We start from the raw sequence: 12,004 nt of genomic DNA on the forward strand, positions 1-12,004 counted from the left end.
TCAGCTCTATCGTTCACTTGTTTCATCATTCCATCCCGCTCACAGCAGGCGGGACCACACGCTGGCGCCAAATTCCTTCATGCGCTCGCTAACCGGCCGCTGGTCCCATTGTTCCTTTGTGATCTCCCTGGAGGCGCCAAGATCCCGGTCGAACATGCTTTTCATCTGCACGCCGAATTGCGGGCTCAGGATGACGGCATTGATTTCCTGGTTGTAGACGAAGCTGCGCCAGTCGAGGTTGGTCGAGCCGATGGTGGACCAGACGCCATCGATCAAGGCGGTCTTGGAATGCAGCAGCGCATCCTGGCGTTCGTAGATGCGGATGCCGGCCTCCAGCAGTTCGCTGTAGAAGGAACGCGAGGCATACAGCACCAGCGAGGAATCGCTGTGCGAAGGCAGGATCAGGCGCACGTCCACGCCGCGCCTGGCCGCATTCTTGAGCGAATCACGCAGTTGCGGGTCGGGCACGAAATAGGCGTTGGTCAGGTAGATCGAGCTTTCCGCATGCTGGATGGCCGAGATGAAGGTGGCATAGATGACGCTGTAGGGATCGTCGGGCGAACTGCCGATGGCGCGCACGATCTCGTTGCCCGCTGCGGCCACGGGCGGGAAGTAGCGGTGGTCGCCTAGCTCAGGCCCGCGCTGTTTGGTCCAGGTGTCGATGAAGAGCTTCTGGAATTCCAGCGCCACCGGACCATCGATGCGCACCTGCGTATCGCGCCAGGGGATCTGCTCACCCTCCTTGTTCACGCGCGGTTTTTTCTTGCGGGTGCTGAAGGAGCCGCTGGAATAGACGCTGCTGATGTTGATGCCGCCCACGAAGGCGGTCTTGCCGTCGACTACCAGCAGCTTGCGGTGATCGCGCTGGTTGACTTCCCAATCCTTGCGCACCTGGGTCGGATTGATGGGGTTGTATTCCAGCACGTGGATGCCGGCATCGATCATGGGCTGGAAGAATTCCCGCGGGGTATTGAGGGCGCCCACGCTGTCGTACATCAGGTTGACCTGGACGCCCTTCTTCTGCATGGCGATGAGCAGGTCGGCAAACTGGTGCCCGACCTCATCGTCTTCCATGATGTAGGTTTCCATGTTGATGTGATAGCGCGCTGCCTGGATGGCCTGCTGCATAGAGGCATAGGTGGCCGGACCGTCGATGAGCAGCGTGACCTTGTTGCCGGTCACCAGGGGCGAGCCGGTGATGGCGCTTTCGATGGCCACGTGGCGGTCCAGCAGGGTGTTGTCGGCGTTGCGGGCGCGCAGCTTGTCGAGCACGGCCTTGGCCTGCGCTTCCGAGAGCACGCCGCGTCCGCCCTTCATCTGGATGGTGCGGGCCGATTGCGTGTCCATGTCGGGCACGATGGTGGGCAGCGAGCTGCAGGCCGCCAGCAGCAGGGAGCTCAGCAACAACAGGAGCCAGGCGGCGGACCAGCTCTTCAGGTGCGTTGTCTTGTCGGTCATGGAAGGGTTCCGGTTGGGCGCTGCCATGGACCTGTGCCTGTGTCCGGCGTCGGCAGGCAACGCTGTGCGGTCGAGTATATGCCCGGCCGCACGGTCATTGCGCAGCCGCAGGCACGAATCGGAACTGTCCTACAGAGGAAAGCGGGAGCTGCCTACAGGCGGGGCAAGAGGGTGTTGCCTCCTTGCCGGAGGGGACCGCTGCCCCTGCGGCAGAGCGGGTCAATAGACATCGCGGCGGTAGCGGTTCTGTTCGATCAGAGCCTGCAGGCCGGACTCGCCCAGCAGGTCCGTCAGGACCGCATCCACCCCAGCGGCCATGCCATCGAGACTGCCGCAGACGTAGAGGACGGCGCCCTGGTCCAGCCATTGGCGCAATTCATCCGCGGCCTCGCGCAGGCGGTCCTGCACATAGATGCGCTGGGCCTGATCGCGCGAGAAGGCCAGGTCCAGACGCGTGAGCCGGCCTTGTTCCAGCCAGACCTGCAATTCTTCGCGATAGAGAAAATCGTAACATCCGTTACGTTCTCCGAAGAGCAGCCAGTTGCGTGAGGGCGTCTGTGCATCCTGCATGCGCGCACGCAGATGGCCGCGCAGTCCGGCCAGGCCCGAGCCATTGCCGATGAAGATGGCCGGGGTCGTGGCAGGCACCGGTGCGAAGCTGGCATTGTCGATCAGGCGCAATTGCACGGTGGTATCGATGGGGGCGAATTCGGTCAGCCAGCCCGAGGCCAGGCCGAGTCCATCTTCATGCTGGACCTGACGCACCAGCAGATGCACGGCGCCATCCTGCGGCACCGAGGCCACCGAATACGAACGCGGCGCCAGCGGCTGCAACTGGTCGGCCAGGGCCTGTGCCTGGCGCTCGGGATGCGGCGGCAGGATGCTGCCGGCCAGCACTTCGGCCAGCGTGCGTTCGCGGCCCTGGTGTTTCACGATGACGCTGCCATCCAGTTGCAGGCGCTGCAGCAACAGGGCGATGCGGTCCGGGGCGTGGCGCGGCAGGATTTCCACCAATGCGCCGGCCTGCCAGACGGGACTGCTGCCGTCGGCCGCCTGCAATTCCAGGTGATACAGCGGTCCACCCTGGCTGCCGGGATTCATGAGCACGCGGCGTGTCAGCGTCCATGACTGCCACGCGGGGGCAGTGGTGGGCAGGATGTCGCTCACGCTGGCCTGCAGGCCGTGGGCTGCCAGTTCGCTTTCCCATTTGCGCAGGGCGCTGCCGGCCATGCGGTCTACCTCCACCAGCGGGAACAGCGGTTTGGCGCCGCACTGGCGCAGGCCGTGGTCGAGCGTATGGCCGAAGCCACAGAATTGCGCGTAATGGCGGTCGCCCAGGGCCAGGATGGCGTAGTGCAGGTGGGCCAGCGATTGTCCGGCCGCGCGGCGCAGGCGTTTTTCGAAGCCGCGCGCGCTGTCGGGCGCATCACCTTCGCCGAAGGTACTGGCGATGAAGAGGATGCGGCGATGATGGCGCAGACTTTCCGGCGTGCTCTGCGCCAACGATTGCAGATGCACGGCCACGCCGCTGCGGCGCAGGGCGGCGGCGGTATGCAGGGCGATGCGTTCGGCCTGACCGGTCTGCGAGGCGTAGGCTACCAGCACCGGCTCGCCCCCGGTGGCCGTGGCCGTTCCGTCCAGGTGGGCGCGTTGGGCGCGCAGCGCGGCTTTCTTGCGGCGGCGGTCGAGGTAGAGCATCCAGCCGGTGATGCCGAAGAGCGGCATCATCAGGCTGGCGATGGCCATGATGATGCGGCCCGGCAGGCCGAAGTAAGTGCCCATGTGCAGCGGGTAGATGGCGGCGATGAGCTTGCCGCCGTTGCTCTTGTCTTCGTAGCGTTCCAGCTGGCGGATATCGCCGCTTTGCGGCAGCACCACCATGCGGCCGCGTGCGCGCTCATGGGGCGCGTCGTGATCGAGGAAGAAAATCTGCAGCGGCTGCGTTCCCTGTTCCGGCAGGCGCAGCTGGGCGCTCTGGTAATCCGGTGCCTTGGCGAGGAAGGTGTTCCAGGCCAGGGTCAGGTCCAGCGGCACGGCCTCGTCTGCCGCCGGCTTCTTCTTGCCTTCGCTGCGTTGCATGGGCGGGCGGCGGCTCTCGCCGGCCAGCGTGTTCACGCCGTCCTTGAACCAGTCCAGCGCCCAGTAGGCGCCGGTGATGGAGAAGATGACGTAGATCACCAGCGACCAGGTGCCGATGACCGAATGCAGGTTCCACAGGAAGGAGCGCCCCTGCAACTGGAAGTCCAGTCGTAGCCAGGCTCGCAGCGACAGCGGGCGGCGCGGCCAGCGCAGGTACAGGCCCGACAGCGCCAGCATCAGCAGGGCCAGCGCCAGAGTGCCCAGGGTGATCTTGCCGATCTCGGTGGGCAGCAGCAGCCAGCGGTGGAAGTGTTCGATGAATTCAAAAAAGGCCGCGCCCGTCACCGGCGGCAGCAGTGTGCCGGTATAGGGATCGACGTAGCGCGCTTCACCGCGTCGCATCCCCGCAGGCGGCGCAAACACCACGCGCGCCGAGGTACCCGCTTCGTTGTTGAGGGTCAGGACGGTGACGCGCCGCGCGGGTTCGGCCTCATGCAGCTTGTCCAGCAGTTGCTGAGGCGTGAGCGTGGCTTGCTGGCGCACCTGGACGTGCATCACGCCGGGGCTGAGCGCGTCCATGATTTCCTCGCGGAAAGACAGGATGGCGCCGGTCACGCCGATGGTCATCAACAGGGTGCCGGCAGTGATGCCGATGAACCAGTGCAACTGGAACCAGATCTTCTTGAACATGTGTCAGTAGGGCGGCGGTGGGCGCGCGTGCGCCTCGTTGGTTTTGTTTGCCGGGCTGCGATGGGGCGGCTGGCGGGTCAGGCCGCTATTATAGTTCAGATGAAAATGATTCTTATTGTTGTCTCGGGTGGGGCGTTGTAACTACCGGTACACAAAAGCCTTCGAGTTTTCCTGCGAATTTTCCAACGGCAAAAGATTTTCCGGCGGGACTGGCTACTCTGGCCAGCCACGCCAGGAGCTGTATTGGTCTGAAAACGCTCCTGCGATCCTTTAAAAATTCTTTTAACGGAATATGCCTTTGGAGGAATATCGCATGCAATGCGAGGTAGAATACACCGATGAATTCGGACACTGGTGGGAACAGCTTGACGAAGCAGAGCAGATATCGGTCGACGCCTACGTTGGCCTGCTGGAGAAAAACGGTACTGCTCTTCGATACCCATACTGTTCCGGAATTCTTGGTTCCCGGCACGCACATATGAGAGAGCTGCGGGTCCAGCATGCAGGAAGGCCCTATCGGGTGCTCTATGCATTTGATCCGTTCAGACATGCCATTCTTCTGATCGGCGGCGACAAGACGGGAAACCAGCGGTGGTACGAGCAGTATGTCCCGCTTGCGGACAAGCTCTACGACATTCATCTCGAGACATTGACGAAGGAGGCGATCCATCATGGCAAGGAAATTTAGCGAACTGCGCGCCGGCATGCGGCCGCAAGCGCGCATGCAGGCTCAGGCCAGAACGGAGTCCCTGCAGACCAGCATCAAGTTGCAGGCGCTGCGCAAGAGTCTGAAAGTGACGCAGGCCGACCTCGCATCCAGCCTGCAGGTGCAACAAGCTGCCATCTCGAAAATGGAAAACCGGGATGATCTGCTGGTGAGCTCCGTCATGGATTTCGTACGCGGCCTGGGTGGACAGCTGGTGTTGACCGCCACTTTCCCGGGCAACAAGACCTTCGACCTGACGCCTGAACCGGTAAAAGTACGACGCAGCCCCATTGCCGTATCAGAAAAGCCGCGTGCCAGTCTGCGCCGGGCACGCAAGGCCTGATCAGGCCAGCATCATCTTGATCATCGTCCGCGTCAGCACACTGTGCGCATCCGCAGCCACATCCACCACGCTCAGGTGATGCTGCTGCGGCAGCGGCACCACTTCCACGGCATGGCCTGACTGGCGCAGCGTGGCGGCGTAGAGGTCGCGCTGGCGCAGGAATTCGGCCGACTCCAGTTCCCCCGCGCACAGCAGCGCCTGCACGCCATTGGGCATGGCCAGCAGCTGCGGGCTGGCCTGCTGGGCGTCCGAGGGCGACAGGTGCAGTACCTCGTTGAGATAGGACAGGCGTACCGGTTCCAGGTCATAGATGCCGCTGATGCCGCACACGCCGCGCACCGGGGCCGCGCCCAGCGAGGCGATCAGCGCCGCCAGATGCGCACCGGCGGAATGGCCCATGAGCCAGATGGCATCCGGATCGAAGCGCAGCGCGGCTGCCTTGCCGTAGAGCATGCGCAATGCACGTCCACAATCGGCAGCGATGTCACCCATGCGCACCTGCGGTGCCAGGCGGTAATTGAGCAGGGCCACGTTGATGTCCTGGGCCAGGTAGGGCAGGGCGATCTGGCTGAACTGGTGCTTGTCCAGCGAACGCCAGTAGCCGCCATGGATGAACACCAGTAACGGCCGCCCATTGCTGCGTCCGGGGAAGAAGTCCAGGGTCTGCAGCGCCTCTTCGCCATAGGGCAGGTCGGCCAGATGGGGATGCGCTTGCCGTGCAGCTTCTCCTGCGCGCGCGAAGCGGTCGAACCAGGTCTGGAAATCGCTGATGCGCAGCCGTACGTTGTACTGCTGGTCGAGGGCTTCGCGGTCATAGTCGCGGTAGATGTTCATCTCTCTTCTCCCTTGCCTTGCGGGGCTAGTAGTCATTCGGCGAAATGCGTCGAGATCAGGTTGCGCAGCCAGACATTGCCCTCGTCCTGATTGTAGCGGCGATGCCAGAACATGTTGGTCTGCAGCGCCGGCAGGCGCAGCGGCGGCTTGATGCACCGTAAGCCGAACGGCGCGGCGGCACTCTCGGCCAGCTTGCGCGGCACCGTCACCACCAGCGCCGTGGTGCTGACGATGTAGGGCACGGCCGTGAAATGCGGCACCCTGAAGCGCACGCTGGGCAGGATGCCGGCTTTTTCCAGGTTCTGGTTGATGCGGTCGTAAGGACTTTCCTGCGAGGACACCATCAGATGCTCGGCCGCCAGGAATTCTTTCAGGCTGACCTCGCCGCGCTTGTCCAGCGCATGGCCGATGCGGAACATGCTCACGTATTCCTGACGGAACAGGCGCCGCTGATAGAGCGCCTCGGAGAGGTTGTCGAAGGCACCGATGGCCAGGTCCACCCGGCCGGCTTCCATCTCGCTCTTGAGATCGATGGCGCCAGCGCGCACGGTCGAAATACGCACACCCGGCGCCACCTCGGCACAGGCCTCGATCAGGCGCGGCATGAAATACACCTCACCCACATCGGTCATGGCGATGGTAAAGACGCGCTCGCTGCTTTGCGGAACAAAGCCTTCCTGCAGGTTGAGAGCACGCGCCACCTGCTGCAGCGCCGCAGCCACCGGCTCGGCCACCTGCTCGGCAAAGGGTGTGGGCTGCATGCCTTGTGCCGTGCGCACGAACAGTTCATCGCCGAAGCTGCGCCGCAGCCGCGCCAGCGCATTGGACACCGCCGGCTGCGACAGCCCCAGCCGGCGGGCCACCGAGGAGATCTGGCGTTCCTGGAAAACCTCCTGGAAGACCACCAGCAGATTGAGGTCGATGTCGCGCGGTTCGATGAGGGCCATGGTCGGGGTCAGCAGCTCAGCCGGTGTGCGTGCGCTGCAATATTCATGAAATGAATGGATCGTATTTTCGTATTTATATCGTAAAAGACTGTCGATTGCACTACAGTGACGTCGCGACAAGACCTGACCGCGCAGACGGCCGGGAGACCTGCCATCCCCGTATTGTCAGCCTCATGGGCGCAGGGATAGCAGCCAACATAACTAAAAAAACGTAAAGACAGACGAGGAGAAAATGATGAGTACCCACGCAAGTGGCGCGCTCCCCACGGTCCATGTGGACCAGGTGGTGGAGCAGGGCCGGTTCGGTCCTTTCCAGTTCAGCCTGCTGCTGCTGTGCGGCCTGTGCCTGATCATCGATGGTTTTGATGTGCAGGCCATGGGCTACGTGGCCCCGGCCATCATCGCCGATTGGGGCGTGAGCAAGGCCAGCCTGGGGCCGGTGTTCGGCGCCGGCCTGTTCGGCATGCTGTTGGGCTCGCTGGTGCTGACCCCGGTGGGTGACCGTTATGGCCGCCGCCCGGTGCTGATCGCCTCCACGCTTTTCTTTGCGGCCTGCATGCTGGCTACGCCGCTGGTCACCACCATTGATCAGCTGCTGATCGTGCGCTTCATCACCGGCTTCGGCCTGGGCAGCATCATGCCCAACGCGATGGCGCTGGTCGGTGAATTCAGCCCGCAATCCTCTCGCGTCACGCGCATGATGCTGGTGTCCTGCGGCTTCACCGTCGGTGCTGCCGCCGGTGGTTTCGTCAGCGCCGCGCTGATCCCGGCGCACGGCTGGCATGCAGTCTTCTGGGTCGGCGGCGCGGTGCCGCTGGTGCTGGGCCTGGCGATGCTGGTGTGGCTGCCAGAATCGATCCAGTTCCTGGTGCTGCATCGTCGGCCGCGTTCACAGGTAGCGCGCTGGCTGCGCAAGCTCGACCCTGCCATCCACATCGATGACAAGACCGAGGTCGTGGTCAAGGAAACCAAGGCCGAGGGCATGCCGGTGGCGGCCCTGTTCCGCGATGGCCGCGCGGGCGTCACGGTGCTGCTGTGGCTGATCAGCTTCATGAACCTGATCAATCTGTATTTCCTCTCCAACTGGTTGCCCACGCTGATCCGCGATGCCGGTTATTCCACCAGCATGGCCGTGCTGATCGGTACTTCGCTGCAAGTGGGTGGTGTGGTTGGCACGCTCAGCCTGGGCCGCTTCATCAACCGCTTTGGTTTCACCCGCGTGCTGGGCACCTGCTTCCTGCTGGCCTGCGTGTCCATTGCGCTGATCGGCAAGGTGGCCGCCATGCCGGTCCTGCTGTTCGTGGCGGTGATCGTGGCGGGCTTTTGTATCGTGGGTGGCCAGCCGGCCGTCAATGCGCTGGCCGGCACGTTCTATCCGACCACGCTGCGTTCCACCGGCATCGGCTGGGCGCTGGGCATCGGCCGCATCGGCTCGGTGGTCGGCCCGGTCATCGGTGGCCAACTGATCGCACTGCAGTGGAGCAATGCGTCGCTGTTCATCGCTGCGTCCGTGCCGGCGCTGGTCTCGGCACTGACCATTGCCCGTTTGCATCGTACTTCCCGAGGAGTGTCCGCATGAATGCCATCACCGATTCTTCCGTCAGCCATCACGTGCATACGCGCGGCTACCAGTCCGGCTTCGGCAACGAGTTCGCCACCGAGGCGCTGCCGGGTGCCTTGCCGGCGCACCAGAATTCGCCGCAGCAGGTGGCCTATGGGCTGTATGCCGAACAGATTTCCGGTACCGCCTTCACCGCGCCGCGTAGTCACAACCGCCGGTCCTGGCTGTATCGCATCCGTCCGGCGGCGGTGCATCATCCCTTCGAACCGATGGAGCGCGGCCTGCTGGTGAGCCACTTCGACGAGGTGGCCGCGCCGCCCAATCAGTTGCGCTGGGACCCGCTGCCCATGCCGACGGTGCCCACCGATTTCATCGAAGGGCTGGTCACCATGGCCGGCAATGGTTCGCCGCAGGCGCAGAGTGGTTGCGCCATCCATTTGTATGCGGCCAATTGCTCGATGACTGATCGCTTTTTCTATTCGGCCGATGGCGAACTGCTGATCGTGCCGCAGCTGGGCCGTCTGCAATTGCGTACCGAGCTGGGCGTGATGGATATCGAACCGCAGGAGATCGCCGTCATCCCGCGCGGCGTGCGCTTCCAGGTGCGCTTGCCGGATGGCGAGGCGCGCGGCTATATCTGCGAAAATTTCGGCGCGCTGCTGCGCCTGCCTGATCTCGGGCCGCTGGGTTCCAACGGCCTGGCCAACCCGCGCGATTTCGCCACGCCGCACGCCTGGTACGAAGACCGCGAGGGCGACTTCCAGCTCATCGCCAAGTTCGGCGGCAACCTGTGGCAGGCCAGGATCGGCCACTCGCCGCTGGACGTGGTGGCCTGGCATGGCAACTACGCGCCCTACAAGTACGACCTGCGCCACTTCAATACCATCGGCTCGATCAGCTACGACCATCCCGATCCGTCGATCTTCCTGGTGCTGCAGTCGCAAAGCGATACACCGGGCGTGGACACCATCGACTTCGTTATCTTCCCGCCGCGCTGGCTGGCCGCTGAACACACTTTCCGTCCACCCTGGTTCCACCGCAACGTGGCCAGCGAATACATGGGCCTGATCACCGGCCAGTACGATGCCAAGGAAGGCGGCGGCTTTGTGCCCGGCGGTGGCAGCCTGCATAATTGCATGAGCGGCCACGGACCGGACGCGGCCACCTTCGAGAAGGCCAGCCGCATCGATACCAGCAAGCCGAACAAGGTCGATCACACCATGGCCTTCATGTTCGAGACCCGCAACATCCTTTGCCCGACCCGCCACGCCCTGGCTGCGCCGACCTTGCAGCGCGACTATCAGGATTGCTGGCTGGGCATCCAGAAGAACTTCAACCCGGAGCGCGCATGAGCCTGCCTAGTCTGAAACTGAACGAAACCCACGATCCCGCCCTGCGTAGCTGGGTTGACAGTGCCAATGCAGAAAACTGCAGCTTCCCCATCCAGAACCTGCCTTACGGCGTGTTTCGCCGCGCCGGCAGTGAAGAGGCATACCGCGCAGGCGTAGCCATCGGCGACCAGATTCTGGACCTGCCGGCCGCCCAGGCGGCGGGCGCCTTCTCGGGCTTCGACGAGGCCACGCGCGCAGCGGCTCACGCAGCCTGCAGCGGCAGCACCCTCAATGCCCTGATGGCGCTGGACCCGGCCGCGTGGTCGGCGCTGCGCCTGGCGCTCTCGCGTCTGCTGCGCAGTGCTTCGGCGCACCAGACCGAACTGGCCGCCTGCCTGGTGCCGCAGGCCCAGGCCCAGTACGAGGTGCCGGCCGCCATCGGCGACTACACCGACTTCTACACCTCCATCCACCACGCCACTACCGTAGGCAAGCTGTTCCGTCCGGACAATCCGCTGCTGCCCAACTACAAGTGGGTGCCGATCGGCTATCACGGCCGTGCGTCTTCCATCGCGATCTCGGGCCAGCAGTTCCGTCGTCCGGTGGGCCAGACCAAGGCACCCGATGCGGATCTCCCCACCTTCGGTCCCTGCAAGCGACTGGATTACGAACTGGAGCTGGGCATCTTCATCGGCGGCGGCAATGCATTGGGCGAGCCGGTACCGATGCAGCAGGCCGAGGACAAGGTGTTCGGCCTGTGCCTGTTGAACGACTGGTCCGCGCGCGATGTGCAGGCGTGGGAATACCAGCCGCTCGGCCCCTTCCTCTCGAAGAGCTTTGCGTCCACCATCTCGCCCTGGATCGTCACGCTGGAAGCACTGGCGCCGTACCGCTGCGCATGGACGCGCCCGGCCGACGACCCGCAACCGCTGCCTTACCTGGATGCGCCGACCCTGCGCGAGAGCGGCGCCTTCGATATCGAACTGGAAGTGCTGATCCAGACCGCCGCCATGCGCCAAGCCGGCAGCGCACCGCAGCGGCTCTCGCGGGGCAACTATCGTGATGCCTACTGGACCGTGGCGCAGCTGGTCACGCACCACACGGTCAATGGCTGCAACCTGCGTCCGGGTGACTTTTTCGGTTCGGGTACCCTGTCCGGTCCGACGCCGGATCAGGCCGGTTCGCTGCTGGAACTGAGCTTCGGCGGCAAGACGCCGCTGACGCTGGCCAATGGCGAGAAGCGTGTGTTCCTGGAGGATGGCGATACCATCATCCTGCGTGCCGTGGCACGGCGCGACGGTCTGCCCGACATCGGCTTCGGCGAAGCGGCCGGTACCGTGCTGCCGGCGCGCAGCCTGGCCTGATTCGGTCTTTCAGTTCCCCGTCTTGAAAGAAAGAAGCGCATGACTACCCTCTACAGCTATTTCCGCAGCTCGGCCTCTTATCGCGTGCGCATCGCCCTGAACCTCAAGGGCGTGGCCTACGAGACGGCGGCCGTGCATCTGTTGAACCAGGGCGGCGAGCAATTGCTGCCCGCCTTCACGCAACTGAATCCGCATGCGCTGGTGCCGGTGCTGGCCGACCAGGGCCGGCTGCTCACACAATCGATGGCGATGCTGGAGTATCTGGAAGAACGCTATCCCACGCCGTCGCTGTTGCCGGGCGATGCCTTCGCGCGCGCGCACATCCGCGAGTTGTCGCTGGCCATCGCCTGCGAGATCCATCCGTTGAACAACCTGCGCGTGCTGCGTTATCTCAAGCACACGCTGGAGGTGGACGAAGAACAAAAGACCGCCTGGATCCAGCACTGGATCAAGCTCGGCTTTACCGCGCTGGAACGGCAGCTCGCTGCCGACACCACGCGCGGCCACTTCTGCGTGGGCGATGCACCGACCATGGCCGATTGCTTCCTGATTCCGCAGATCTTCAATGCGCGCCGCTTCGAGGTCGACATGGCGCCGTATCCGACGCTGTGTGCCATCGAGGCTGCCTGCAATGCCTTGCCGGCCTTCCAGCAGGCGCATCCGGCGCAGCAGCCCGACGCCGCCTGAGCAA

Annotated in this window: 10 protein-coding genes; 6 read left to right on the forward strand and 4 right to left on the reverse strand. The window is 63.9% G+C overall.

What is annotated here, in order from left to right:
* Positions 1 to 39: 39 nt before the first annotated feature.
* Both cls and AACH55_RS04690 read right to left on the reverse strand, forming a co-directional pair.
* Positions 40 to 1,458 carry a cardiolipin synthase gene (gene cls / locus AACH55_RS04685; protein ID WP_338718269.1) on the reverse strand — a complete coding sequence of 473 codons (1,419 nt, stop codon included), beginning with the start codon at positions 1,456 to 1,458 and terminating at the stop codon, positions 40 to 42.
* 219 nt (positions 1,459 to 1,677) lie between these two features.
* Entirely contained in the window at positions 1,678 to 4,227 is a 2,550-nt protein-coding gene (locus AACH55_RS04690; RefSeq protein WP_338718270.1) for a sulfite reductase flavoprotein subunit alpha, read from the reverse strand.
* Between the two features lie 313 nt (positions 4,228 to 4,540).
* Between AACH55_RS04690 and AACH55_RS04695 the strand changes: the two genes are divergently transcribed.
* Positions 4,541 to 4,915 (forward strand): type II toxin-antitoxin system RelE/ParE family toxin, encoded by a 375-nt coding sequence (locus AACH55_RS04695; RefSeq protein WP_338718271.1) that lies wholly within the window; start codon positions 4,541 to 4,543, stop codon positions 4,913 to 4,915.
* The gene (locus AACH55_RS04700) at positions 4,899 to 5,276 is read left to right on the forward strand and encodes an XRE family transcriptional regulator (protein ID WP_338718272.1); all 378 of its coding nucleotides are present in this window, start codon (positions 4,899 to 4,901) and stop codon (positions 5,274 to 5,276) included. Before AACH55_RS04695 ends, AACH55_RS04700 begins: the two co-directional genes overlap by 17 nt.
* On the opposite strand, the gene AACH55_RS04705 is transcribed toward AACH55_RS04700, so the two are convergent.
* Complete coding sequence (locus tag AACH55_RS04705; protein ID WP_338718273.1) at positions 5,277 to 6,110, reverse strand: alpha/beta hydrolase; 834 nt, start codon at positions 6,108 to 6,110, stop codon at positions 5,277 to 5,279.
* 32 nt (positions 6,111 to 6,142) lie between these two features.
* Positions 6,143 to 7,057 carry a LysR family transcriptional regulator gene (locus AACH55_RS04710; RefSeq protein WP_338718274.1) on the reverse strand — a complete coding sequence of 305 codons (915 nt, stop codon included), beginning with the start codon at positions 7,055 to 7,057 and terminating at the stop codon, positions 6,143 to 6,145.
* Between the two features lie 235 nt (positions 7,058 to 7,292).
* Between AACH55_RS04710 and AACH55_RS04715 the strand changes: the two genes are divergently transcribed.
* The 4 genes from AACH55_RS04715 to maiA are packed head-to-tail and all read left to right on the forward strand — an operon-like array spanning position 7,293 to position 12,000.
* A complete protein-coding gene (locus AACH55_RS04715) occupies positions 7,293 to 8,636 on the forward strand; it encodes an MFS transporter (protein ID WP_338718275.1) in 1,344 nt (447 codons plus the stop codon).
* Entirely contained in the window at positions 8,633 to 9,970 is a 1,338-nt protein-coding gene (gene hmgA / locus AACH55_RS04720) for a homogentisate 1,2-dioxygenase (RefSeq protein ID WP_338718276.1), read from the forward strand. The genes AACH55_RS04715 and hmgA overlap by 4 nt, the downstream gene beginning before the upstream one ends.
* Entirely contained in the window at positions 9,967 to 11,313 is a 1,347-nt protein-coding gene (gene fahA, locus AACH55_RS04725; RefSeq protein ID WP_338718277.1) for a fumarylacetoacetase, read from the forward strand. Before hmgA ends, fahA begins: the two co-directional genes overlap by 4 nt.
* 39 nt (positions 11,314 to 11,352) lie before the next feature.
* Positions 11,353 to 12,000: a maleylacetoacetate isomerase gene (maiA, locus tag AACH55_RS04730; RefSeq protein ID WP_338718278.1), complete on the forward strand. Its 648-nt coding sequence runs from the start codon at positions 11,353 to 11,355 to the stop codon at positions 11,998 to 12,000.
* Positions 12,001 to 12,004 lie beyond the last annotated feature (4 nt).

The sequence above is a fragment of the Herbaspirillum sp. DW155 genome, assembly GCF_037076565.1.
Lineage (GTDB): Bacteria > Pseudomonadota > Gammaproteobacteria > Burkholderiales > Burkholderiaceae_D > Herbaspirillum.

Coding starts and splice junctions, on each gene's coding strand:
- cls (WP_338718269.1), bottom strand. CDS start 1,458: ATGACCGACAAGACAACGCACCTGAAGAGCTGGTCCGCCGCCTGGCTC.
- AACH55_RS04690 (WP_338718270.1), bottom strand. CDS start 4,227: ATGTTCAAGAAGATCTGGTTCCAGTTGCACTGGTTCATCGGCATCACT.
- AACH55_RS04695 (WP_338718271.1), top strand. CDS start 4,541: ATGCAATGCGAGGTAGAATACACCGATGAATTCGGACACTGGTGGGAA.
- AACH55_RS04700 (WP_338718272.1), top strand. CDS start 4,899: ATGGCAAGGAAATTTAGCGAACTGCGCGCCGGCATGCGGCCGCAAGCG.
- AACH55_RS04705 (WP_338718273.1), bottom strand. CDS start 6,110: ATGAACATCTACCGCGACTATGACCGCGAAGCCCTCGACCAGCAGTAC.
- AACH55_RS04710 (WP_338718274.1), bottom strand. CDS start 7,057: ATGGCCCTCATCGAACCGCGCGACATCGACCTCAATCTGCTGGTGGTC.
- AACH55_RS04715 (WP_338718275.1), top strand. CDS start 7,293: ATGAGTACCCACGCAAGTGGCGCGCTCCCCACGGTCCATGTGGACCAG.
- hmgA (WP_338718276.1), top strand. CDS start 8,633: ATGAATGCCATCACCGATTCTTCCGTCAGCCATCACGTGCATACGCGC.
- fahA (WP_338718277.1), top strand. CDS start 9,967: ATGAGCCTGCCTAGTCTGAAACTGAACGAAACCCACGATCCCGCCCTG.
- maiA (WP_338718278.1), top strand. CDS start 11,353: ATGACTACCCTCTACAGCTATTTCCGCAGCTCGGCCTCTTATCGCGTG.